General features: G+C 69.8%; 16 protein-coding genes. 10 read left to right on the forward strand and 6 right to left on the reverse strand.

The genetic code is table 11. The features are described from left to right. Positions 1 to 417: 417 nt before the first annotated feature. Genes AC1U89_RS02185 through AC1U89_RS02200 form a run of 4 tightly spaced genes read left to right on the forward strand, consistent with a single transcriptional unit; the run spans position 418 to position 13564 of the window. Positions 418 to 9891, forward strand: coding sequence for a M10 family metallopeptidase C-terminal domain-containing protein (locus AC1U89_RS02185; protein ID WP_479898019.1), 9474 nt, complete (start codon positions 418 to 420; stop codon positions 9889 to 9891). Positions 9892 to 9919: 28 nt separating this feature from the next. Next, complete coding sequence (locus AC1U89_RS02190) at positions 9920 to 11857, forward strand: ferritin-like domain-containing protein (protein WP_479898020.1); 1938 nt, start codon at positions 9920 to 9922, stop codon at positions 11855 to 11857. Positions 11858 to 11865: 8 nt separating this feature from the next. Beyond that, a complete protein-coding gene (bufB, locus tag AC1U89_RS02195) occupies positions 11866 to 12759 on the forward strand; it encodes an MNIO family bufferin maturase (protein WP_479898021.1) in 894 nt (297 codons plus the stop codon). After that, positions 12752 to 13564, forward strand: a complete 813-nt coding sequence (locus tag AC1U89_RS02200) for an HvfC/BufC N-terminal domain-containing protein (RefSeq protein WP_479898023.1) — start codon at positions 12752 to 12754, stop codon at positions 13562 to 13564. Before bufB ends, AC1U89_RS02200 begins: the two co-directional genes overlap by 8 nt. A gap of 24 nt (positions 13565 to 13588) precedes the next feature. On the opposite strand, the gene AC1U89_RS02205 is transcribed toward AC1U89_RS02200, so the two are convergent. Then, positions 13589 to 14422: a MipA/OmpV family protein gene (locus AC1U89_RS02205; RefSeq protein ID WP_479898024.1), complete on the reverse strand. Its 834-nt coding sequence runs from the start codon at positions 14420 to 14422 to the stop codon at positions 13589 to 13591. A gap of 220 nt (positions 14423 to 14642) precedes the next feature. Between AC1U89_RS02205 and AC1U89_RS02210 the strand changes: the two genes are divergently transcribed. After that, the gene (locus AC1U89_RS02210; RefSeq protein WP_479898025.1) at positions 14643 to 16337 is read left to right on the forward strand and encodes a glycoside hydrolase family 9 protein; all 1695 of its coding nucleotides are present in this window, start codon (positions 14643 to 14645) and stop codon (positions 16335 to 16337) included. A gap of 31 nt (positions 16338 to 16368) precedes the next feature. Here AC1U89_RS02210 and purU read toward each other — a convergent pair whose 3' ends face one another. Together purU and AC1U89_RS02220 are read right to left on the reverse strand one after the other, a co-directional pair. Next, a complete protein-coding gene (gene purU / locus AC1U89_RS02215) occupies positions 16369 to 17238 on the reverse strand; it encodes a formyltetrahydrofolate deformylase (RefSeq protein ID WP_479898026.1) in 870 nt (289 codons plus the stop codon). Positions 17239 to 17409: 171 nt separating this feature from the next. Next, positions 17410 to 19668 (reverse strand): TonB-dependent hemoglobin/transferrin/lactoferrin family receptor, encoded by a 2259-nt coding sequence (locus AC1U89_RS02220; protein WP_479898027.1) that lies wholly within the window; start codon positions 19666 to 19668, stop codon positions 17410 to 17412. Between the two features lie 163 nt (positions 19669 to 19831). Between AC1U89_RS02220 and AC1U89_RS02225 the strand changes: the two genes are divergently transcribed. The 4 genes from AC1U89_RS02225 (at position 19832) to AC1U89_RS02240 (ending at position 21961) form a co-directional block, all read left to right on the forward strand. Next, the gene (locus AC1U89_RS02225; protein WP_479898028.1) at positions 19832 to 20629 is read left to right on the forward strand and encodes a DUF4198 domain-containing protein; all 798 of its coding nucleotides are present in this window, start codon (positions 19832 to 19834) and stop codon (positions 20627 to 20629) included. A 9-nt stretch (positions 20630 to 20638) separates the two neighbouring features. Then, a complete protein-coding gene (locus AC1U89_RS02230; protein ID WP_479898029.1) occupies positions 20639 to 21100 on the forward strand; it encodes an EF-hand domain-containing protein in 462 nt (153 codons plus the stop codon). Between the two features lie 80 nt (positions 21101 to 21180). Further along, the gene (locus tag AC1U89_RS02235) at positions 21181 to 21627 is read left to right on the forward strand and encodes an SRPBCC family protein (RefSeq protein ID WP_479898030.1); all 447 of its coding nucleotides are present in this window, start codon (positions 21181 to 21183) and stop codon (positions 21625 to 21627) included. Continuing rightward, positions 21614 to 21961 carry an ArsR/SmtB family transcription factor gene (locus tag AC1U89_RS02240; protein ID WP_479898031.1) on the forward strand — a complete coding sequence of 116 codons (348 nt, stop codon included), beginning with the start codon at positions 21614 to 21616 and terminating at the stop codon, positions 21959 to 21961. Before AC1U89_RS02235 ends, AC1U89_RS02240 begins: the two co-directional genes overlap by 14 nt. A gap of 175 nt (positions 21962 to 22136) precedes the next feature. On the opposite strand, the gene AC1U89_RS02245 is transcribed toward AC1U89_RS02240, so the two are convergent. Then, positions 22137 to 22826 (reverse strand): VOC family protein, encoded by a 690-nt coding sequence (locus AC1U89_RS02245; protein WP_479898032.1) that lies wholly within the window; start codon positions 22824 to 22826, stop codon positions 22137 to 22139. An 80-nt stretch (positions 22827 to 22906) separates the two neighbouring features. On the opposite strand from AC1U89_RS02245, the gene AC1U89_RS02250 reads away from it, so the two are divergent. Further along, on the forward strand, positions 22907 to 24070 hold the full coding sequence (locus AC1U89_RS02250) for an alpha/beta hydrolase family protein (RefSeq protein ID WP_479898033.1): 1164 nt from the start codon (positions 22907 to 22909) through the stop codon (positions 24068 to 24070). Here the strand turns inward: AC1U89_RS02250 and AC1U89_RS02255 are convergent, their stop codons facing one another. Both AC1U89_RS02255 and rnk read right to left on the reverse strand, forming a co-directional pair. After that, positions 24071 to 24979, reverse strand: a complete 909-nt coding sequence (locus tag AC1U89_RS02255; RefSeq protein ID WP_479898034.1) for a transporter — start codon at positions 24977 to 24979, stop codon at positions 24071 to 24073. 156 nt (positions 24980 to 25135) lie between these two features. Beyond that, positions 25136 to 25540 carry a nucleoside diphosphate kinase regulator gene (rnk, locus tag AC1U89_RS02260; protein WP_479898035.1) on the reverse strand — a complete coding sequence of 135 codons (405 nt, stop codon included), beginning with the start codon at positions 25538 to 25540 and terminating at the stop codon, positions 25136 to 25138. Positions 25541 to 25708 lie beyond the last annotated feature (168 nt).

The raw sequence follows: 25708 nt of genomic DNA on the forward strand, positions 1-25708 counted from the left end.
AAAAAGTCTTAAGTGCCCAAGCTTGAGGCGCGCGACCGACCAGGACTAAACCTTAAGTCGTCTCTGCGTCTTAACCAAGATTAAGAACAGGCGCCCCCACCCCCGCGATTGTCCCCCTCGTATCCCACTATCCTGAGCTGCACAATAGTTAGGAGAACGTGGTTCGCCGATCAGCGTATGTCTACTTGTGCGGGCGCCGTCTCCTCGTTAAGGTTGCGTTTATGGTTTGACTAGAGCGAGGGGGGAGTCAGTTGCGTAGATTATGCGCTGTCGTGCGCGCTTTTCCGCCTCCGCGTCGTGCGCGGTCGTCCCGCGCCCCTAGTCCCTTCATCCACCCATTTCCCGCGGAGCGTGTGCTCCGAAGCCGCGGCGCCTGCGCCGCGGCGCGTGGTCTTGCCTAAGGCAAAGGACTGATCCATGCCGTTCTCCGGCCAGTTGTGGTACATCACCGAAGGCGGCGACGCCGACACCAAGCTCGTCCGCATCAACGACGACGGCACCGGAAGCACCACCGTCGTCAGCAACGGCGGGGCGGGCACGGGCGATGACGCCTTCTCCAGCTCGTTCACGTCGGGCCTGGGCATCGACACCGCGGCGGGCTTCTATTTCGCCATCCTCAGCAACAGCCTCGACGACCACGCCAAGCTGGTGCGGGGCTCGATCAACAGCGCCGCGGCCCCCACCACGGTGGTCACCTTCCCCACCAACATCATCGTCGAGACGATCGAGGTCGATGCGGTCAACCGCAAGATCTACGCCTGCTATCAGGACGGCTCCCTGACGCCGGACGGCAACATCACCGGCATCCGGGTCTACAGCTACGACAGCGCGGGCACGCTCACCGACCTCGGCTTCCTGACCACGGCCGTCAGCGACAACCGGCCCAACGAGGGGCCCGGGCCTACCTACTACGTGCTTCAGGCGCGGGACTTCGCGATCGACAGCACGATCGTGGCCGGCGGCCGGATGTACTACACCGAGACCATCGGCGGCCTGGCGACCGGGCTCTTCCGTCTCGATCTTTCCAGCCCGAACACGGCGACCCCGCTGGTCGCCGACAGCCAGTTCAACAACGACTCCTCCAACGGCGTCTTCGTCGACGTCGAGGTCGATGAAACCACCGATCTGGTCTATTTCACGACCCACTCGCTCAATCCGTCGCCCAGCAGCAACTACCACGCCGGCGACAACGCCCTCTGGTACATCAGCGGCAGCGCCACCAGCGGCACCGCCGTCAAGGTGACGCTGGTCGGCATGCCGGGCGGCAACCACTACTACGGCGGCGACATGGCGTTCGACCAGTCGACGCGCCAGATCTATCTCGAGAGCGAGGAAGTCGAGAACAGCGGCTCCGACACCGACGACGTCATCTACGTCTTCCAGCTGGACGCCGCCGGCACCACGGCCACCCTGATCCGCACGATCGACCCCGGCACCACGGCCGTCGGGGCCACGACCGAGGGGATGGTCTTCGCCGACCTGGCGGCCCTGACCGTCACCGGCGCGGGCACGGCCGCGACCGAGCAGGCGGCCTCGGCGACCACCCTGCTGAGCGGCTCTCCCACGATCACCGACAACGACGGCGGCTACCTGACCGGCGCCACGATCCAGATCACCGGCGGCACCTTCTCGTCCAATGAGAACAGCACCGCCGACGACCATCTGGGCTATGGCGCGAGCAAGCAGATCAGCGGCACGATCGCCGGCACCAGCATAACGGTCAGCTGGAACGCGGCGACCGAGACCCTGACGCTGAGCGGCTACGACACCATCGCCCACTACCAGACCGCCCTGGCCGGGCTGGTCTACTGGGCCACGGGCGACAACCCGACGAACTACGGTTCGAACACCAGCCGCACCATCACCTGGTCGATCAACGACGGCACGCCGGGCGTGCTGGCCGGTTCGGTGAACAGCGGCACGACGACGATCAACATCACGGCGGTCAACGACGCGCCCGTCAACGGCACGGTCTCCAGCGCCACGGGCAACGAGAACGCCGACATCGCCGTCACCGGCCTGCAGGTCAGCGACGTCGACGCCAATCCCGCCTCCGCCACCGTCACGGTCACCCTGAGCGTGACCAAGGGTATCCTGACCCTGCGGACCAACGTCTCCAGCGGTCTGACGGCCGGCAACATCAGCGGCAACGGCACCGGCACGGTGACCGTCACCGGCACGATCAACGCCATCAACACCACCCTGGCGTCCGCCAACGGCCTGCTGTTCCATGGCAACACCAACGTCAGCGGCACCGACACCCTGACCGTGGTCACCAGCGACGGCGGCTCGACGGGCACGGGCGGTACGCTGAGCGACACCGACAACTACACGATCACCATCATCGGCGTGAACGACGCGCCCACCGTCTCGGGCGACGGCACCGAGGCCGTGTCGGCCACCAACGAAGACATCAGCCCCACGACTCTGAGCAACACGGTCTCGAGCCTGTTCAGCGGTCAGTACAGCGATCCGGACGGCGACGCCTTCGCCGGCATTGCCGTGATCTCCAACGGCTCCAGCGGCGGCACCGGCCAGTGGCAGTACTGGAACGGCTCGACCTGGGTGAACATCGGCTCGGCCTCGACCGCCGCGGCGGTCGAGCTGGCGGCGTCGACGGCCATCCGCTTCGCCCCGGTGAGCGACTTCAACGGCCCGGCCCCGACCCTGACGGTGCGCCTGGTCGACGCCTCCAACGGCGCGATCACCAACGGCACGGTCGTCAACACCACCACCAACGGCGGCACGACGGTGTACAGCACCGGCACGGTGGTGCTGAGCCACACCGTCACGGAAACCAACGACGCCCCGGTCGTCATCAACGGCACGACCGTCAGCCTGAGCTCGATCGCCGAGGATTCCGCGCCCGGCGCCGGCCAGTCGATCTCGTCGCTGTTCTCCAGCCACTTCAACGACGCCAAGGACACGGTCTCGGGCGGCTCGTCGGCCAACGCCTTCACCGGCGTGGCGGTGAGCGCCAACGCCGCCACGGCGGCCCAGGGCGTCTACCAGTACTTCGACGGTTCGACCTGGCAGGACCTGCCGGCCGTCTCGACGACCAACGCCTTCGTCATCGGTTCGGCCACCCTGGTGCGCTTCGTGCCGGCGGCCGACTACAACGGCACGGCGCCGTCCCTGACCGTCTCGATGATCGAGGACTCAGCCGGCGCGGTCACCACCGGCCAGATCACCGACCTGACCAACGTCGGCGGCTTCACGCCGTACAGCACGGCGATGACGCTGAACGTCGTGGTCACGGCGACCAACGACGCGCCGGTGGCCAGCGGCTCGGCCACCTTGACGGCCGTCGCCGAGGACACCGCCAGCCCGGCGAGCGCCACGGTCTCCAGCCTGTTCGGCTCGCTCTTCAGCGATCCCGACGGCGACAGCTTCGCGGGCGTCGCGATCTCGGTGAACAACGCCACCGGCGCCGAGGGCGCGTGGCAGTACTTCAACGGGACGTCCTGGGTCACGATCGGCGCGCCCAGCGAATCCAGCGCCCTGGTCCTGGCGGCCGGCGCCTCGCTGCGCTTCCTGCCGGCGGCCGACTACAACGGCGCGCCGCCCACCCTGGAAGCCTATCTGATCGACAATTCGGGCGGGGCGCTGACCACCGGCGCGACGCTCAACGTCACCACCAACGGCGGCCAGACCCGCATCAGCGACAACACCGTCGCCCTGTCGACCAGCATCACGGCCGTGAACGACGCGCCCGTGGTCCCGGCCACGGCGACGACGGTGGGCGCCACCGAACAGACGGCGGCCACCCTGCTGGGGTCGCTGACCGTTTCCGACGTCGATCTCGACGCCCGCAACGGCGGTTCGGGCGACTACGGCGGCGCCAGCTTCACGGTGCAGCGCGGCACGCCCAACGCCGCCGACACCTTCGCCTTCAACACCAGCGGCGCGACATTCACCGTCAGCGGCGCCAACATCCAGGTGGGCGGCCTGACCGTCGCCACCTTCACCGTCGTGGGCGGCGTGCTGACGATCAGCTTCACCAGCTCGAGCGCGACGGCGACCACGGCGCTGGCCAACGACATCATCCGGCACATCACCTACACCAACACCAGTGACGCGCCGCCCGCCTCGGTGTCGCTGAACTACACGCTCAACGACGGCGGCGCCCAGGGAACCGGCGGCGCGCTTTCGGACAGCGGTTCGGTGACGGTCAACATCACTGGGACCAACGACGTCCACACCGGCGGGGCCAGCATCACCGGCACGGCGGCCGAGGACCAGGTGCTGACGGCGGTCTCGACCCTGGCCGATCCCGACGGCCTGGGCACGCTGCACTACCAGTGGCAGCACGACGTCGGCGGCGGCTACGTCAATGTCGGCGCCGATCAGTCGACCTACACCCTGGGCGATGGCGACATCGGCGGCGTGGTCCGCGTGGTGATCTACTACACCGACGCCGGCGGCACGGTGGAATCGGCGACCAGCACGGCCACGGCCGCGGTGACGGCGACCAACGACGCCCCGACCGGCGGCGTGTCGATCACCGGCACGACGACCGAGGACCAGGTCCTGACGGCTGACACCTCGACCCTGGCCGACTCCGACGGCCTGGGCACGCTGCACTACGACTGGCAGCGCGACACCGGCTCGGGCTTCGTCACGATCGGCGCGGCCGACCAGGCGACCTACACCCTGGACGACCCCGACGTGGGCGGCACGATCCGCGTGGTGGTCAGCTACACCGACGGCCAGGGCTTCCCCAATTCGGTGACCTCGTCCGACACCGCCCAGATCCTGGGCGTCAACGACGCCCATACCGGCGGGGCCTCGATCACCGGCACGGCCACCGAGAACCAGGTCCTGACCGCGGTCTCGACCCTGGCCGACGTCGACGGCATCGGCGCGCTGCACTACGACTGGCAGCGCAACACCGGCTCCGGCTTCGTCAGCACCGGCTCGGCCGACCAGGCGACCTACACCCTGGGCGACGCCGACGTGGGCGGCACGGTCCGGGTGGTGATCAGCTACACCGACGCCCAGGGCTTCTCGGAGTCGGCGACCAGCTCGGCCACGGCCGCGATCGCCAACGTCAACGACGCCCCGACCGGCGGCGTGTCGATCACCGGCACGACCACCGAGAACCAGGTCCTGACGGCCAACACCTCGACCCTGGCCGACGATGACGGCCTGGGAACCCTGCACTACGACTGGCAGCGCGACAGCGGTTCGGGTTTCGTCACGATCGGCGCGGCCGACCAGGCGACCTACACCCTGGGCGACGCCGATGTCGGCAACCATATCCGTGTGGTGGTCAGCTACACCGACGGCCACGGCGCCTCGGAATCCAAGATCAGCGCCAACACCACGAACATCGCCGCGGTCAACGACCCGCACACCGGCGGGGCGTCGGTCACCGGCACGGCGACCGAGGACCAGGTCCTGACGGCGGTCTCGACCCTGGCCGACGTCGATGGCCTGGGGACTCTGCACTACAACTGGCAACGCAACACCGGCTCGGGCTTCGTCAACACCGGCGCGGCCGACCAGGCGACCTACACCCTGGGCGACGCCGACGTCGGCGGCACGGTCCGGGTGGTGATCAGCTACACCGACGGCCAAGGCTTCTCGGAATCGGCGACCAGCTCGGCGACCGCCGCGATCGCCGGCGTCAACGACCCGCACACCGGCGGCGCGTCGATCTCCGGCACCGTGGCCGAGGACGAGACCGTCACGGCGGTCTCGACCCTGGCCGACCCCGATGGCCTGGGCGCGCTGCACTACCAGTGGCAGATCAACCACGGCAGCGGCTTCAGCAATATCGGCTTCGACCAGGCGACCTACACCCTCATCGACTCCGACGTCGGCGGGTCGCTGCGCGTGATCATCAGCTATACCGACGGCCAGGGCTTCTCGGAGACCGAGACCAGCAGCGCCACGGTGGTGGCCAACACCAACGACCTTCCGACGGGCGGCGTGTCGATCACCGGCACGACCACCGAGAACCAGACCCTGACGGCCGACACCTCGACCCTGGCCGATGTCGATGGCCTGGGCACGCTGCACTATGACTGGCAGCGCAACACGGGCTCGGGCTTCGTCAGCATCGGCGCGGCCGACCAGGCGACCTACACCCTGGGCGACGCCGACGTCGGCGGCACGGTCCGGGTGCGGGTCAGCTACACCGACGGCCAGGGCACGGCCGAGGCCGTGACCTCGTCGGCGTCGGCGGCCATCGCCGGGGTCAACGACCCGCACACCGGCGGCGCGTCGATCACCGGCACGGCGACCGAGAACCAGGTCCTGACCGCGGTCTCGACCCTGGCCGACGTCGATGGGCTGGGCACGCTGCACTACACCTGGCAGCGCGACACCGGTTCGGGCTTCGTCAACACCGGCGCGGCCGACCAGGCGACCTACACCCTGGGCGACGCCGACGTGGGCGGCCTCGTCCGGGTGGTGATCAGCTACACCGACGGCCAGGGCTTCTCGGAGTCGGCGACCAGCTCGGCGACGGCCGCGATCGCCGGCGTCAACGACGCCCCGACCGGCGGCGCGTCGATCACCGGTACGGCGACCGAGAACCAGGTCCTGACGGCCAACACCTCGACCCTGGCCGACGCCGATGGACTGGGGACGCTGCACTACGACTGGCAACGCTTCAACGGGACCAGCTTCGTCAGCATCGGCGCGGCCGACCAGGCGACCTACACCCTGGGCGATCCCGACGTCGGCAAGACCGTCCGCGTGGTGGTCAGCTACACCGACGGCCAGGGCTTCGCCAACAGCGTGACCAGTTCGGCCACGGCGGCCGTCGCCGGGGTCAACGACGCCCCGACGGGCGGCGTGTCGATCACCGGCACGGCGACCGAGGACCAGGTCCTGACCGCGGTCTCGACCCTGGCCGACGTCGATGGCCTCGGGACCCTGCACTACGACTGGCAGCGCAACACCGGCTCGGGCTTCGTCTCGACCGGCGCGGCCGACCAGGCGACCTATACCCTGGGCGACGCCGATGTCGGCGGCACGGTCCGGGTGGTGGTCAGCTACACCGACGGCCAGGGCTTCTCCAACAGCGCCAACAGCAGCGCCACGGCCGCGATCGCCAACGTCAACGACCCGCACACCGGCGGGGTGGCGGTGACCGGCGCGGCGAACGTCGGCCAGGTCCTGACGGCCAACACCTCGACCCTGGCCGACGCCGACGGGCTGGGTACGCTGCACTATGACTGGCAGCGCGACACCGGTTCGGGCTTCGTCAGCATCGGCGCGGCCGACCAGGCGACCTACACGCTCGTCGGCGGCGACCTCGGCGCCCATGTCCGGGTGGAGATCAGCTACACCGACGGCCACGGCACGTTCGAGTCGGCGACCAGCGCCGGCACCGCCACCGTGCTCCCGGCCAACGGTCCGCACACCGGGACGGTGACGATCACCGGCACGGTGACCGAGGATCAGGTCCTGACGGCCAACACCTCGACCCTGGCCGACCCGGCCGGCCTGGGGACGCTGCACTACGACTGGCAGCGCAACACCGGCTCGGGCTTCGTCAGCATCGGCGCGACCGACCAGTCGACCTACACCCTGGGCGACGCCGACGTGGGCGCGACGATCCGGGTGGTGGTCAGCTACACCGACCTGCAGGGCGTGGCCGAGAGCGAGACCAGCGCCGCCACCGCGGCCGTGGCCAACGTCAACGACCTCCCGACCGGCGCGGTGACCATCACCGGAACGGTGGCCGAGGACAGCGTCCTGACGGCGGTCTCGACCCTGGCCGACGCCGACGGCCTGGGGACGCTGCACTACCAGTGGCAGCGCAACACCGGGTCGGGCTTCGTCTCGATCGGCGCGGCCGACCAGGCGACCTACACCCTGGGCGACGCCGACGTGGGCGCCACCGTCCGGGTGAGGGTCACCTACACCGACCAACGCGGCGCGGCGGAATCCGTGCTCAGCACGGTCACCGGCGCGGTGGCCAACGTCAATGACGCGCCGACCGCGACCAACGACGCCAACGCCGTGACCCAGCGCCTGACGGTGACGGGCACGGTCCGCGCCAACGACGGCGACATCGACAACGCCCTCACGGCGCTGTCGGTGACCAATGTCGCCTACAACGCCACCCACGTGGACCAGACGGTCACGGCCGGGGGCACGGTGGTCAACGGCGCCAACGGCAAGCTGACGATCAAGACGGACGGCGCCTACAGCTATGTGGCCGACCACGAGGGCCTGGCCGTCGGCCAGGTCGCGACCGACAAGTTCGACTACACGATCAAGGACCCGTCCGGCGCCTCGGCGACGGCCCAGCTGACGATCACCGTCACGGGCTCGGACACCGGCGACGCCAACGCCAACATCCTGATCAGCGGCGGCGCGGCCCACACCCTGACGGGCAAGGGCGGGGCAGACGTCATGACGGGCGGCGGCGGCGCGGACGTCTTCGCCTACGAGTCGATCACCGACAGCACCCTGGCCAATTACGACGTCATCACCGACTTCACCCACGGCCAGGACACGCTGCGGCTGACGCCGCTGATCACCGGCGCCACCACGCTGACCCTGATCAACGACGGCACCAACAAGGTCCTGTTCATCGACCAGAACGGCGACGGCGTGGCTGAAAGCCAGATCAGCCTGCTGGGCCAGGGGCTGGAGGTCAGCGACATCGCCACCGGCGTGGCCAATTTCGGCTACACCCTGCTCGGGCTGGGCGCCAACGACACCCTGACGGGCGGCGGCGGCGCGGACGTCATCCGGGGCGGGGCCGGCGCCGACATCATCCGCGGCAACGGCGGCGGCGACGTCCTCACCGGCGGAACGGGCGCCGACACCTTCGTCTATGACGACGGCGACTCGCCCATCCTGCACTGGGACGTGATCACCGACTTCCAGAGCGGCCAGGACAAGCTGGACATCCGGGCGGCCGACGACGGCATCGTCATCCTCGCCCGCTTCGGGGCCAGCACGTTCATCTATTTCGGCAACCTGGGGAATTCGAGCGTCGTGCAGGTGTTCGGCGACATCAAGACGTCGGACCTGATCACCAGCGGCCACGTCACCTTCTCGATGTACGGCGACGACGGCACCGGCGGGGCCAGCGGCCGCAGCGCCGACAGCCTGACGGGCGGGGCCTCGGACGACGTCCTGGTGGGCGGCATGACCGACTCCACCCTGAACGGCGGCGACGGGGCCGACCTGATGTACGGCGGTTCCGCCCACGACACCTTCCAGTACACCTCGGTGTCGAACTCGAACTTCAGCGCCTATGACAGCGTCATCGACTTCACCCCCGACGAGGACAAGATCGACATCTCGGCGATCGACGGCGGCAAGGTCACGATCGCGCGCTTCGAGGGCACGACCTTCATCTATTCGGCTCCGGACTCCGGCGGGAACTTCCAGTCGGTGATCACGGTGGCGGGCACCACGCTGAAGGCCACCGACATCATCGCCAGCGGCGGGGCCACCCAGGCCTTCACGATGGTGGGCGACAGCGCCGGCCACAACGTCGCCGACACCCTGATCGCGGGCGCCGGCAACGACATCCTCTACGGCCTGGACGGCAATGACACCCTGGTCGGAGCCGGCGGGGCGGACTTCATGCTGGGCGGGGCGGGGGCGGACACCTTCGTCTACAACGCCCCGGCGGACAGCACGCCCTTCGCCCAGGACCTGATCTTCGACTTCAGCCAGGCCGAGGGCGACAAGCTGAGCCTGACGGGCATCGACGCCAATTCGGGCACCGGGGCCAACGACGCCTTCACGGTGGTGACCAGCTTCACCAACGTGGCCGGCCAGCTGGTCATCGCCGCGCCGGACGCCTCGGGCTACTACCACGTCTCGGGCGACGTGAACGGCGACGGGGTGGCCGACTTCGTGATCGCCCTGAAGGTCACCGGTACCCTGACCTCGGCCGACATCCTGCTGTAGCGAAGCGCGCCCAGATCAATCTCCGGTATTGATCGCCCTACGGGCGATCGCCCAGGCGGCGGTCGACGTCGAGCTGTTCACGATCCCGCTGTACATGACCAGCCTCTATTCGATCCAGGGCATGCACGCGATCACGGGGCAGGGGAACGACTTCTACCAGGGCCGGCTGTGGCCCGGGTCCAAGACCTCGGCCAATCCGGTCACCGCCAACGAGCAGGCCTTCAACCTGGTCTTCTCGGTGTTCATCCAGGAGATGCTGCACCTGCAGATGGCCGCCAACATGGCCACGGTGCTGGGCGTCGACCCCAACTTCACCGACACGGCCCTGCAGGACGATCGCCACGGCTGGACCTGCTATGGCCCGACCAAGAGCATCATCCCCAACATCATCGACCTGAAGGACACGAAGCACCACGAGGATGTGCCGGTGAATGTCGGGCCGCTGTCCGACACCCTGCTGCGCCTGTTCATCGCCATCGAGCAGCCCGAGGCCGACGCCCGCGCCAACATCAAGTACGACAAGGAGAAGGACTACTTCCCCGAGGCGCCGTTCGCCGACTGGACGCCGGGCGATCCGCTGCCGCGCTTCGGCACCATCGGCTGGATGTACCAGTGCTATTACGACTATCTGAGCCTGGAATACACCGACGGCACCACCCTGTGGGACGCCATGTTCACGGCCACGGCCGTGCAGAACGACCTGTTCAACAGCTTCTCGTCGCCCGGCCACCCCATGCGCGAGTTCATGGGCTTCGAGACCACGATCGCCACCACCGACAAGTCGATCGCCTTCGAGCAGATGGTGTCGATGATGGACGCCATCACCGACCAGGGCGAGGGCAGCGAGATCAAGCGGCGGCCCCAGCTGCTGCAGGCGGTCAAGCCCAAGTACCAGCCGTCGAACACCGCCCTGCGCGCCGACTATCCCAGCTATGACGACGCCGGGAAACAGATCCCGTCGGCCGACGCCGTGGCGCGGTCCGACAACGATCCGATGGACCACTACGAGCGTTTCAAGAAGGTCGCGGAGCTGCTGCCCCAGGTGATCACCTGGCCGCAGTGGCTGGAGACCCACAAGGCCTGGACCGCCCAGGAGCTGCAGGGACCGGACTACGATCCGACCAACCCGCTCAAGCTGCCCACGCCGGACGAACTGGCGGCGGCGCTGAACGCCCTGAACGCGCCCGACGCCCGGGCCGAGAGCCACACGCTGCTCAGCCAGGCGGTGATCGGCGCGATCGCCGGCGTGACCACGGTGCTCAACGACTACTGGAACCCACCGGCCACCGGGCCGGTGCTGTTCCCGTTCCCGTCCATGGCCGGGTCGGGCGACCGGATGTCGATCGCCTGGGCGGTGCTGGGCCAGACCCCCGACCTGTCGATCGGCCTGGACCCGGCCACCAAGGACAAGCTCTACCACTCGTGCCAGGCCCTGGACCTGGACGCGGCGGGCGACAATAGCTGCGCGGCCGTCGAGATCTTCCACACCTGCCGGGGCTCCAACAACTGCCACGCCCAGGGCGGCTGCGGTTTCGTCCAGCCGATCAGCGGCGGCGGCAACTGCGGCTCGGCGGTGGTGACGCGCGGCGGCGTGGCCGGGGGCGGCGGCAGCTGCGCCGGACCCGGGGGCGCCGGCGGCTGCGGCCGGCCGCCCCAGAAGCTGTACTCGGCGCCCAGCGACAACCGATGCAGCGGCTTCGGCGGCTGCGCCGTGCCGATCTCGGCCTCGCAGGTCTTCCCCAACACCGGCCAGATGCAGCTGTACGACTTCGTCCAGGACAGCACGGGCAAGGGCGGCTGGACGTCCGTGCCGTTCGGCGATCCGATGATCTACGATCGCGGCGAGAAGGTGCACGACGTGGCCTATCGCGCCTACCAGGCGGTGATGGCGCACCGGGGCAAGACGGTCCCGGCCGATCCTCCGGACCCGGACAACCTGCGCCTCGTCTTCCCGCCGTCGACCTGATGGCGTCGATGACCCCCGCCCGCTCGCCGGCTCCGCGCCTCGGTCTGCCCCATCTGGGCGACGGGGTGGGGCTGCGCGAGCCGCATTTCCCGCACCTGATGTCGACCGCCCCGGCGGACTGGGGCGTCGACTGGTTCGAGGTGATCAGCGAGAACTTCCTCGACCACGCCGGCTACGCCGCCCACGTGCTGGAGGTGGTGGCCGCCCATCGGCCGGTGGTGATGCACGGGGTGTCGCTGTCGATCGGCGGGGCCGATCCGCTGGACCGGGTCTATCTGGACAAGCTGGCCGCCCTGGCCGAGCGCGTCCGGCCGGCCTGGATCTCGGACCACCTGTGCTGGACCGGGGTGGCGGGGATCAACACCCACGACCTGCTGCCCGTGCCCCTGACCGAGGCGGTGCTGGCCCACGTGGTCGACCGCATCAAGGCCGTGCAGGATCGGCTGGGCCGACCGCTGATCCTGGAGAACCCCAGCAGCTACCTGGAATTCCGCGCCTCGCAGATGCCGGAATGCGAGTTCCTGGCCCGCATGGCCGAGGCCGCCGACTGCGGCCTGCTGCTGGACGTCAACAACGTCCATGTCAGCGCCTTCAACCACGGCTTCGACGCGGCGGCCTATGTCGACGCCGTCCCGGCCGAGCGGATCGTCCAGGTGCATCTGGCCGGCCCCAGCGATTTCGGCACGCACCTGATGGACACCCACGACGCCCCGGTGCTGGACGCCGTCTGGCCGCTGTACGCCCAGGTCCAGGCCTGCACCGGCGGGGTGTCGACCCTGCTGGAATGGGACGCCAACATCCCCGCCTGGCCCGACCTTCTGGCCGAGCTGGCCAAGGCCGACGCGGCGCGGGGCGGCTGGCTGCCGGAGGGCGTCCGGACGCCGGCGCGGGCTCATGGCTGAGCCCGACCTGGCCGACCTCCAGCGCTGGATGCAGGGCGCGATCCTGGGACGCGCGGCGCCGGCGGGGCTGGACGCCATCGTCGTCGGCGAACCCCGGGGCCAGAACAGTCTGACCGCCGCCCAGCGCCTGACGCTCTACGCCCGCGGCTACCGCGCCCGGCTGATGGAGTGCCTGGCCGCCGAGTTCCCCTGCCTGCGGGCCCTGGCCGGCGAGCAGGTGTTCGAGCTGTTCGCGGCCGGCTACATCGCCGAGCGGCCCTCGAACGACCCCAGCCTCTACGGCCTGGGCGCCGGCTTCGCCGACTATCTGGAGGCCACGCGGCCGGCGGGCGACGACGGGCCCTGCGCCCTGTCGGCCATCCCCGCCGACCTGGCCCGGCTGGACCGGGCCCGGTCCGAGGTGCAGCGCGCGGCCGGCGTCGAGCGCCGCGCCGGACCGCTGGCCGCCGCCGACCTGATGCTGATGCCCGGCGCCCGCCTGCGGCGACCCGACAGCGTGCGGCTGCTGACCCTGGGCTTCGATCCCGGGCCGGTGCTGGCCGCCGTGGACCAGGGCGGACCGATCGACCCGCCGCCGCCATGCCCGACCCCCGTCGCCGTGGCGCGCAGCCGCTGGCGCGTCGCCGTCCATGCCCTGCCGGTCTGGCGCCACGCCTGGCTCGACGCCTTGGGAGAGGAGGGGGCCGACGTCCACGCCGCCGCCGCCCGCGCGGCCCAGGTCAGCGGCCGCGAGACCGGCGCGGTGATCGCCGACCTGACGCTATGGCTGCCGGTGGCGGCGGCCCAGGGGCTGGTGACGGTCTGAGGCGAGCGGGCCGCGGGACGCCGGTCACTGTCCCAGCGTGTAGCGGACGCTCAGCGAGGCGCTGAACTGGTCCGGTGAGCCCAGGTCCGCGACGATGGGGCTGTCGGCGATGTCGCCCAGGCCGCGACGATACCGGGCGGCGGCGACCAGGTTCCAACGGCGGTTCAGGGGAAACTCGGCGCTGGCCGTGACGCCGGCGGCCAGGGCGGGGCCGTCCGGGGCGTAGGGCGCGATGTCGAACGGGCTGCGGGCGGCCTCGGCGGGATCGACGGCGAAATAGGTGCGGGCGAAGTCGTCGTCGGCCCAGGTCAGGCGTGGTCCCAGCGACGCGACCAGCCCTCCCTTGCGCCAGACGAGGTCGGCCCCGGCGTCAGCGATCCACGAGGTGTGGCCGCCGACCCCGCGTCGCAGTTCGCCGCGCACGCGCAGCCAGTCCCTGGGCCAGTAGGTGGCGAAGACGCCGCCCTCGGCCGCCCAGTCGACCTTGTCGAAGCCCCTCAGGTCGTTGTCGTTCTCGCGCGGGCCGCGCAGGCGTCCGACCAGGCCGGCCGACCACTGGGGGCCGCCGATCAGGCCGAGGCTGGCGCCGTCGTCCGGCGCGCCGAAACCCGGCGGCGTCCCCCGTCGGGCGAAGTTGATGCTGCCGCTGGGAAACAGCCGATAGTCGTTCGAGCCCATGTAGTCGGGCGCGAGGCGCGCGCCGAACCGCACATTGTGCAGCGACCATCCGAAGATCGTGATGTCCGTCAGGTCGGCGCGGGCCTGGACCTCTCCGGGGAGCGTCGACATCGCGGCGGCCGCCCAGGCCGCCGCGGCCCAGGCGCGGGCGCGGGGCGCCTTCACCGCGGAACGAAGCACGGCCTGGCTCTTCATGGGGAAAGCATCGACCGCGACGACGGGGCCGCCAATGCGGCCAACCCCGCAGACGCCGGTCCAGCGAACCCGGGGCGCTGGGCGCGGGCGGCCTCCGCGGACGGCCCCGGCGCGGGGGCCACTTCCTCGGTCTGGCCTTGAAATCTACCGGGAGTTGTCTTCAGCCTGGTCGAGGGCTAACTCTAGCCAACAGCAAGGGGGCGGCATGTCGAAGTCTCGCAAGGGTGTCACCCGTCGTCAGGCGGCGGTCGGCGCGGTTGGCCTGCTGACCACGATCGGGGCCGGAGGCGTCCGGGCGGCGCCCGCGGCGACGCCGCCTCAGCTGAACCAGCTCGGCTACCGGCCCGAGGCGGCCAAGCGGTTCGTCCTGGCCGTGGCGCCGGACGACGCCGTCGCGCGCGCCTTCACGGTCGAAACCCTGACGGGCGAGCGCGTGTTCACGGGACGGCTGGACGACAAGGTCCACGACCTGACCGTCACCGCCGGCGAGCACGTGCGGACGGGCGACTTCTCGGCCCTGACCCGGCCCGGCCGCTATCGCGTGAAGGTGGGCGACCGGACTTCTGCGGCCTTCGGCGTCGCCGAGGGGCTGTACGGCCCGCTGATCCGCGACGCCGCCCGCGCCTTCTTCCTGATCCGCGCAAGCGTGGCGATCGACGATCCGGCGACCGGCCTGCGTCACGCGGCCGGCCATCGCGACGAGGCCGCCCTGATGGTGGACGGCCAGGCGCGCGACCTGACCGGCGGCTGGTACAACGCCGGCGACTACGGCAAGTGGACCCACATGGCGGCGATCAGCGTCAGCCAGATGATGTGGCTGCACGAGCTGCGCCCCGCCCAGGCCGGCGCCCTGGCCCTGGGGGTTCCAGCCCTCCATCCGGGCCTGCCCGACGTGCTGCAGCAGGCGCGGTGGGGGCTGGAGTGGCTGCTGAAGATGCAGAACCCCGACGGCTCGGTGCTGCACAAGGTCGACTCCGGGCCCAATGTCTACGCCTGGGGGCGGCCGCCCGAGGGTGATCCCCATCCGCGCGTGGTCCAGCCGGGCGGCAGCCTCGACGCGGGCGTGTTCGTGGGGGCGACGATGCAGGCCGCCCGGGTGTTCAGCGCGCCGGACCCCGCCTTCGCCGCGCGTTGCCGCGCCGCCGCCCAGCGCGCCTGGACCTGGCTGGAAGCCCATCCCAAGGTCATGCGCGACGATATCAACTACGCCGACCCCGATCCGCGCCAGGAGATCGCGTGGGCGACCTGCGAGATGGCGGCGGCCACCGGCGACCCGGCGCTGGGCGCGCGGGCGACGGCGGCCTTGAACGACATCGGCGTCTTCCCGTTCTTCTGGCCCTCGCCGCAGGTGCTGGGCGCGATGAGCCTGGCGGGCGGTTCCGGCGAGGCCGCCGCGGTGGCCCGCGCGGCGATCGTCGAGACGGCCAAGGCCGTCGCGCCCTATGTACAGGCTGATCCCTACGGTTTCACGGTCCGGCCGGAAGCCTACAACTGGGGTTCGGTCGAGGTGGCGCTGAACACCGCCGTCATCTGCCTGTTCGCCGCCGAGCTGGGCGAAGCGCCCGCGCGCGACACGGCTCAGCGCCTGCTGGACTATGTGCTGGGCTGCAACGCCCTGGGCCACTCCTTCGTCACCGGTCACGGCGAGCGCGCCACGCGGCGCCCCTATCACTGGACCTGCCGGGTCTGGGGGCTGGTCATGCCGGGCTGGGCCAGCGGCGGTCCCAACGGCGGGGCGGCCGGCGCCGATCCGCGCCTGAAGGTCCTGATCGAAGCCGGGACGCCGCCGGCCAAGTGCTTCGTCGACGCCTGCGAGAACGACGGCTCCTGGGCCTCCAACGAGGGCCAGACCAGCGAGAACGCGGCGCTGCTGTTGGCGACGGGGTTATTCGGGTTGTGAGATCACCCGGCGGCGGACGAACCCGGACTGCCTAGTCGAACACCACCGTCTTGGCCCCCGCGATCAGCACCCGGTGCTCGACATGCCAGGTCACGGCCCGCGCCAGCACGGTGCATTCGACGTCGCGGCCCAGGGTGACCAGGTCGTCGGGGGTGTGGCTGTGGTCCACGCGATGGACGCCCTGCTCGATGATCGGGCCCTCGTCGAGGTCGGTGGTCACGTAGTGGGCCGTGGCCCCGATGATCTTCACGCCGCGCTCGTAGGCCTGATGATAGGGCCTGGCGCCCTTGAAGCTGGGCAGGAACGAGTGGTGGATGTTGATGCACTTGCCCGACAGCCGCGCGCACAGGGCCGGTGACAGGATCTGCATGTAGCGGGCGAGAACGACCAGATCGACGTCCAGGTCGTCGACCAGCTTCAGGAACGCCTCTTCCTGCTCGGCCTTGTTGGTCTTGGTCACCGGCAGGTGGAAATAGGGCAGGCCGCTCCACTCGGTGAACGAGCGCATGTCCTCGTGGTTGGACACGACGCCCACGATCTCGACCGGCAGCAGGCCGGCGCGCCAGCGGTGCAGCAGGTCGAACAGGCAGTGGCCGAACTTGGAGACCGCGATCAGCACCTTGGGCTTGGCGTTCGCGTCGTGCAGGGCCCAGGTCATGCCGAAGCGCTTGGCGATCAGCTCGAAGCCTCGGCGCAGGTCGTCGATCCCCGGCATGTCGCCGTCGGGCCGGAACACCGTGCGCATGTAGAACTGGTCGGCCAGGCCGTCGTTGAAGTGGCTGCTCTCGACGATCGAGGCGTCGTTGTCGGCCAGGAAGCCCGACACGGCGGCGACCACGCCCTTCCGATCGGGGCAGTGCAGGATCAGGATGTAGCGGTCGGCGGGGGTCTTGGCGTCCATGCGGGCGTCCTAGTCGACCAGGATCGCGGGGCCAAGCGGCATTGTTCTCACAGGGCTTTCACAAAAAGGCCCGCCCTTCACGAAAACGGGCCGCGATCACCGACATGATCGCGGCCCGTGCTTCCAGCCGGTCGAAGGGGATATCCCGGCCGAAAGCCCCCCAAGGGACCCCTAGAACCGCACCGCCAGCGAGACGGCGTAGTTGCGGTCGGGCTGGGTGTAGGCGTCCTTGACGGTGGAGCTGTCGGCCAGGCCGCGCACGTCGCTCCACCAGGCGTAGGTCTGGCCGGTGATGTTGAAGACGCCGCCGCGCAGGGTGACGCTGTCGGTGACGTTCCAGTAGGCCGTCAGATCGAACACCGTGAACGCCTTGGGCATCCAGCAGTAGTCCGAGCCGGTCTGGGTCAGCGGCGGCAGGGGCGCGGGACGGGTGATCGTGACGCTGCAGCTGACGCCCGAGCGGCCGGCCGACTGCTTGGCCGAATGGACGGCGTTCAGCGCCCCGCCGAACCGGCCGGCCGGGTCGCGGTAGGACAGGCCCGCCACCACCTTGACCGGATCGATCGAGACCAGCGGGGTCTTCTTGCCGGCGTTCTCGGAATTGCCGCGGGCGTAGGAGGCCGCCCCTTGCAGGGTGAAGCCGCCGCCCAGCTCGGTGACGAACCGCGCCTCGGCCCCGGAGATCTCGGCCTTGGACTGGTTGATGTACTGGTAGACCGCCGGATCGGTGGGGGTGAACGAGCCGCGCACCTGCACCTGCTCGATGAAGTCGTCGTACTTGCCCGTGAAGCCGGTGACGCTGGCGTTCCAGGTCGGCCGGTTCAGGCGGAAGCCCAGCTCGAAGGTCTCGCTGGTTTCGGGCTTCAGGTCGGGGTTGGAGATCGACATGTAGTTCGAGGCCAGGTTGGCGAAGCCGTTATTGACCTGGGACGGGGAGGGGGCCTTGAAGCCGGCGGCGACGTTGGCGAACACCGTCACCAGGTCGGTCGTCTTCCACACCACGCCCAGCTTGGGCGAGACGTGGCTCTCGCTCTGGCTGGCCGGGACGTTGGCGGTGAACAGGGCGTCCTGCTTGGGGTCCAGCTTGTAGTAGTCGAAGCGCACGGCCGGATAGAAGGTGACCGGGCCGAAGGCGACCTCGTCCTGCGCATAGGCCCCGGCCAGGGTGTAGTCGGTGGTCGGGAAGGCACGGGTGGGGAAGGTCTCGCCGGCTGGCGGCACGGTGCCGTCGCGCACGCCTTCCTGGCGGGTGATCGAGGCGTCGCCGCCCCACACGAACTTGTTGGCCACGCCGCCGATCACGGCGTCGCTGTGCAGTTCCAGGGCCGCGCCCCAGACCTCGTTGTCGAAGGTGGCGTCGCGGGTGCGGTCGGCGGCGGTGTTGCGATCCTCGGCCGAGTACTGCCGGGTGGTGCTGTCCTGGTAGTAGAGCGTGGTCTGGGCCGACTGGATCAGGCCCTGGCCGCCGGTGAAGCGGTGGTCCAGGCTGACGCGGTCGCGCTTCATCTTGTCCCAGGCGGTCAGGCCCAGCACGCTGGTCGAGGCCAGCGGCGGCTTGGCGATGGCGCTCAGCACGGTCCACGACGTGTCGCTGTCCAGGTGGTCGTAGGTCAGGCGGACGCGGTTCTGGTCGTTGGGGCTGTAGACCACCCGGGCCAGCACGGCGTTGGACTGGTCGTCCTCGGGATTGGCGGTGGTGCGGTCGGTGTTGGCGGAGTCGTTGGTCCCGGCCGTCTTCTGGCCCTCGCCGTCGCGGCGGGTGTAGGCGATCATGCCTTCCCAGTTGCCGCTCTTGCCGGCGGCGGTCAGGCTCTCGGTCCAGCTCTCGTCGGCCGAGGCGTAGGCGACCTTGGCGCCGCCCGCGAAGCTCTTGCCGCCCTTCAGGAAGTCGGACGGGTCCTTGGTGAAGTAGTTGACCGATCCGGCCAGGCCGTCGCTGCCGTAGAGGGCCGAGGCCGGGCCGCGCACGATCTCGACCGACTTCAGGGTGTCCAGGTCCACATAGTCGCCGCGGCCCATGTTCTGGGCCCCGAAGGCGTAGCCGTCGGGCACGCGCACGCCGTCCACCATGATCAGCACGCGGTTGCCTTCCAGGCCGCGGATGTTGAAGCCGCTGTTGCCGTCGCGGCCGGTCGAGGCGCCGGCGGCGGTGAAGCGGGCGGGGGCGCGGCGCACAGAGACGCCCGGCTCGAAGCGGACCAGGTCCTTGATGTCCTTGACCAGGCCGTCGTCGATGTCCTGGTCGGAGATGACGCTGGCGGTGACCGGGGCGTCCTGCAGCTTCTTCTCCGAGCGGGTGGCGGTGACCGTCACCTTGTCGAGCTCGACGGCGTCGGCGCCCGGCGCGGCGTCGGCCGCAAAAGCGGCTTGGGCGCAAAGCAGGGCGGTGGCGGAGGCCGCAGCGAAACACACGAGCTTGGAGCGAGACATCGAAGACCCCCGGGTCTGTTGTTTAGATGCGAACCGTTCGCATCTCGTTGAGGTCGAGCTACGGCCATCGGGCGGCTCGGTCAAGCTAAATGAGATTGATTCTTAGAATCACTAGCATTAGGGCTTTTCGGCAACGCTTCTTTCGAACCCGGAGATTCCGCCCATGCGCCGCTCGCTATCCTTCGCCGCCTTCGCGATGGGCGCGGCCCTCGCCGGCGCCCTGGCCGGCGCGGCCCAGGCCCATTCGCCCTATCTGCTGCCCACCGTCTTCGACGTCAGCGACCGCAAGCTGGTGACGGTGGAGGGCTCGTTCACCGAAAGCTTCTTCACGCCCGAGGTGGTGATGAAGTCGGACGCCTGGGCGGTGGTCGGGCCGGACGGGACGCGCAAGCCGCTGACCGCGACCAACCTGCGCGAACTGGCCCTGGTCGAGGTGGCCACCGAGACGCCCGGTACCTATCGGATCACCAGCGGCCAGCGCACCGGCCGCACCGCCAAGGCCGTGCTGGTCAAGGACGAGTGGGTGTTCATCGAGGACCCCAGCAAGGCCCCCGCCGGGACCACGCCGGTCGACATGCAGAGCCTGACCCTGGCCGACGTCTATGTGACGCGCGGCGCGCCGACCAAGGCGGCCCTGGCCCCGATCGGCAAGGGCCTGGAGTTCGTGGCCGTCACCCATCCCAGCGAGATCACCACCGGCCAGGACGCCAGGTTCGTGGTGCTGTTCGACGGCAAGCCGGTGAAGGGCCAGGCCGTCACCCTGCACGGCGCCGACGACCGCTACGCCGACGCCAAGGCCGCGCCGATCACCGTGACCAGCGACGACCAGGGCCGCTTCACGATCAAGCCGGACCACTCGGGCGTCTACCAGATCCAGGCCCGCTATCGCGTCGCGCCGACGGCCGCCGACCCGGTCGGCCACTCCTACACCTACGCCCTGACCTTCGAATCCCTGCGCTAGAGAAAGACCATGAAAACCAAGATCGCCCTCCTGGCCGCCGCCGCCGTCTGCATCGCGGCCCCCGCCTTCGCCGCCTCACACGCCCGCGACACCTTCATCAAGGAGCAGGACCTGAACGGCGACGGCTCGGTCAGCAAGGAAGAGTTCAAGACGGGCCGCGAGAAGCAGTTCGCCAAGATCGACGCCGACCACAACGGCGTGCTGTCGCACGACGAATATGTCGGCGAGTTCAAGACCCGCCTGACCGCGCGCCTGGCCGCCTCGACCGACACGGCCGAGAAGAAGGAAGAGGAGCGCATGCGCCAGGAGCGCCAGGCCGAGGTGCGCTTCGGCGTGCTCGACACCGACAAGAGCGGCGGCATCACCCCGGCCGAGTTCGACTATTCGGGCTGGCGGATGTTCGTCACCCACGACACCAACAAGGACGGCGCGGTCTCGGCCGCCGATCCGGTGGCGGAAGACACGAACTAGGATGACAGCGGATAGGCAACTTTCGGGTTGCCTATCCGGTTTGCCGGAGTCATGAATGCGCAATCAGGAGGTTGCCTATCATGACCGATCGCATCGAGAAGACCATCGATCTGAACGCGTCCGTCGAGCGCGTCTGGCGCGCCGTCAGCGACCACAAGGAATTCGGGGCCTGGTTCAAGGTGAACCTCGAGGCGCCGTTCGTGGTCGGCCAGGAGGCGCGCGGCCAGATCACCCATCCGGGCTACGAGCACGTGACCTGGAAGGCCAAGGTCGTCGCCATCGAACCGACCAAGCGCCTGGCTTTCACCTGGCATCCCTACGGTGTCGATCCCGACATCGACTACGACCAGGAGGAGCCGACCCTGGTGGAGTTCCTGCTCCAGCCGAACGGTGACGGCACGCGGCTGACGGTCATCGAGTCCGGCTTCGACAAGGTGCCGGAGTATCGCCGCGAGGAAGCCTTCCGGATGAACGACGGGGGCTGGACGCAGCAGGTCCAGAACATCAAGGCCCATGTTGAATCCTAGCCCCGCCGCGCTCGACCCCGCGCCGATCTTCGCCGCCCAAGTCTTCGCGGCTTTGGGCGACCGCACCCGCCTGGCCCTGCTGGGCAAGCTGGCCGACGGCCAGGCGCGGTCGATCGCGGCCCTGTCGCTCGACACCGCCCTGACCCGCCAGGCGATCACCAAGCACCTGCACGTGCTGCAGGACGCGGGGCTGGTGGCCAGCTTGCGCGTCGGCCGCGAAAGCCGTTTCGCCGCCCGGCGGGAGACCCTGGACGAGGCGCGGGCGTACCTGGATCGCGTGTCGCGCCAGTGGGACGACGTGCTGGGGCGGTTGAAGACGTTCGTGGAGAACTAATCAACGTCCGTCATCCCGGGCCTTGTGCCCGGGACCCCTCCGTCCGCCGCAGGTGCGGGAGGGGCGGACCGCCGGCGGTCCGCTTGCGCTTCACGTGCGAGCTGAACCAGGGGTCCCGGGCACAAGGCCCGGGATGACGGAGCTTAAGATTGATCCGCTCTAGATGTCGGCGGACCTACGCCCCAGCCCCCACCGGCGGCTCCGCATAAGACGCCGACGCCGTGATCACCTCGTCCGGCGCGGCCAGCATCGCCAGATAGGCCTTCCTCGGATAGGCCATGTGCGGCTTGTCCTCGGCATAGGCCGGCTGCGGCACGGGGCTGGGACCGTCATAGGGGGCGGGGGCCTTGAAGCGGGCGGCTTCCTCGGGGCTGATCCCGGCCTTGGCCAGCACGGCCGGATCGACCCAGCGGGCCGGGTCGATCGGCTCGCCCGGCGCGGCGACCTCCAGGGTCATCTGGTCGGGACCGGCGAAATAGATCGAGCGGCACATGCCGTGGTCGATGGGGCCCAGCACGTTGACCCCGTGGCTGCGGATGCGGTCGCGCAGGGCCAGCAGCTCTTCCTCGGTGTCGGCGCGGAAGGCCAGGTGCTGCAGCGTGCCCGGCGCGCTGGGGAGGGCCCCGTTGCCGGCGTGGGTGACGCCCAGCTGGACGGGGATCTTGTCGACGTCCGGCAGCTGCACGATCGAGAAGTAGCTGTGGTCGTTCATCCGCAGGAAGGCGTGCAGCCCGCCCGGCACGCCGTGCATGTCGAACAGGGCCACCAGCGGGCAGCCCATCACCTCGCTGAAGAAGGCGATGTGTTTCTTGATGTCGCCGGCCATGAAGGCCAGGTGGTGGATGCCCGTGGGATGCTGCGCCATGGCGGTGGTTCCTTGACTTCCCCGGGGACAGTCGCCGTCCCTTTCACTCCGGATAACGATGTTACGTTGCGGGAGGCAAGATGGCGAAGGATCCGGTCCGCGTCGTGCGCGAGCCCTACGGCTATACCTATGCCGAACAGTCCCGCCTGAAGGAGACCTATGGCGGGCCGACCGGCCAGGTGTTCGTCGAATGCATGCGCATCCGGCCCGAAACGGGCGACTCCGACACCGTGATCCTGTTCAGCCACCCGATCGGCGGCGGCTCGTTCCTGCCGCTGGTCACGGCCCTGGCCCGGGCCGGGCGGCACGTCGTCTATTGCAACACCCGGTACCGGGGCAACGACACGGCCCTGATCCTGGAAAAGTGCGTGCTGGACCTGGGGGCCTGCGTCGCCGACCTGAAGACCCGGTTCGGCTATCGCAAGGTGGTGCTGGGCGGCTGGTCGGGCGGCGGCTCGCTGTCGCTGTTCTATCAGGACCAGGCGACCAGCCCGACGATCACGGAGACGCCGGCGGGCGATCCGGTCGACCTGGTCGGGGCGGGGCTGCAGCCGGCCGACGGGGTGATGCTGCTGGCCGCGCACGTGAGCCGCTCGGTGACCCTGACCGAATGGCTGGACCCCTCGATCCTGGACGAGGACCGACCTTTCAACCGCGACCCCGCCCTCGACATCTACGCCCCCGACTGCCCGCACCGCGCGCCCTATGACGAAGCGTTCGTCACCGTGTTCCGCCACGCCCAGCTGGCCCGTAACCGCCGCATCACCGCCCGGGTCCGCGAGACCCTGACGGCGCTGAAGGCCCGCGACCCGGACATGGAGCGGCCGTTCGTGGTCTACGGCACCATGTGCGACGTGCGCTGGACCGACCCGGCCCAGGACCCGTCCGACCGGCGGCCGTACACCTGCTATCTGGGCGATCCGCGCATCGCCAACGACGGGCCGGTGGGACTGGCGCGGTTCACGACCCTGCGTTCGTGGCTGTCGCAATGGAGCTACGACGAGAGCCGGGCCAACGGCGTGCTGAACGCCGCCAAGGTCCGCTGCCCGGCCCTGGTGATCAGCAACACGGCCGACCTGGCCTGCACGCCCAGCCACGCCCGCCGGCTGTTCGACGCCCTGGCGAGCGCCGACAAGGCCTATGTCGAGATCAAGGACGCCGACCACTACTACATCGAGCGGCCCGACCTGCTGCCCCAGGCCGTGGCGGCGGTGACGGGTTGGCTGGACGAACGAGGCTTCTGATCAGAAGGCCACGGCCCGCCAGGTGACCGCAACCGAGGTGAAGTCGCCGCCGAACCGGGTCAGGGCGCCCTTGCTGGCCAGGAACTGCACGGCCTGGCCTTGCCGGACGGGCACCGACACCGTCAGGCCCAGGCGGGCGTTCTCCTGCCGGTTGGCGTCCTTCACGCCATCCGTCGTGGTGCCGCCGCCGCTGTAATAGGTGCCGTCCACCGCAGCCCACAGGCCGGGCCGGAAGGTGTAGCTGACATGGGCCTGGACCGCGCTCATCGGGTCGCGCTCCAGCCGCTTGCCGCCGAGGTAGTCGTCGTTGTCCTGGTAGAGCCACACCGCCGCATAGGCGTCGGCCTGCCAGCGGCCCAGGGGCACGGAGACGCCGATCTCGGGCTTGAAGGCCCAGCGGTTGGCGCCGATGTTGACCAGCTTGCCCCGCATATATTCGCCGGTCGGGGCCACGGCCGACAGGCTGACGCCCAAGATCGGCTTGGGCTTGCGGGCCGCGAAGGCCCGCCGCGACAAGGCCGGTCCGCCCATCAGCAGGACGCTGGCCCGCAGGCGCAGGTCGCCAAGGCCCGAACGCTCGGCGACGCGCCGCGCCTCGCCGACATCGCCGCTGGCCTCGCCCCAGATGTAGGGCAGGGCGAGCGAGATATTGGCCTGATGGCCCGCCAGGCCGAAGACATGGCCGTAGCCGACGGTGGCCAGGTTGAGGTCGGCCCGGGCGTTGGCGATCGGAGCGGCGGCGTCGAACATGATCTTGCCGGTGGAACGGCCGTAGCCGGCGACCACGAAATTGGCTCCGATGGGCGAGGCCGAATAGGCGCGCGGCTCCAGGTCCTGGGCGAGGGCGGCGCCCGCCGTCAGGAGCAGGGCCGCCGCCGCCACGAAGCCGATCGCGCGCCGCGCCCGCACGCTCGCCGCCTCACAAGCCCGAGGCGCGGGACGGGAGCGATGCTGGATAGGTCATCGGGCGCCTTTCACCGGAGGACACGAAGCTGGGCCAGCATCCGCCGGCGCGCCGGGTCCGCAATCGGGTGTTTCCCCAGCGCGGCGCGGGGCGATCCGCCCTTAGTCGCGGACCGCCAGCACGCGGACGCCGCGGGCCCGGCCTTCGGGGTCGGTCCAGTGGAAGGCCTCGCCGGCGGTCAGGCCGATCAGGGCCGCGCCCACGGGGCTGAGCACCGAGATACGGTTGTCGTCGATGCTGGCGTCGCGGGGCAGGCTGATGCGCACGTCGCGGACCTGGTCGCTGGACAGGTCCTGGAACCGGACCCGCGAGCCGATGCGGACGAACGGACGCGGCGCCTCGCCGGGCTCGACGATCACGGCCCGGGCCATCTCGTCGGCCAGCACGCGGCCGGCCGGGGCGCGATCGGCCGTGGCCTCGGCCAGGTTGGTCAGGACCTCGAAGTCCGCCTCGGTCACGTAGATCGCGGGCAGGGCTTGGGTGGATTGGGTTTGGGTATTCAACATAGTCTTTTTGCTTTTCTGGATGTGTTCCGAGCCCGGGCCGGCGCTTCTGGGCGCGGGCCTGCTGAGGCTCGGGGCGCTCCGCGAGACGCGGGCGTTTTCATGAAGACCGGAAGCTTCGGGGAAAGAAGCCGCATGCCGGATCAGGTTCGTGCGTGGCCTTGAGCGACG

This window comes from Caulobacter sp. 05T431 (assembly GCF_056665975.1).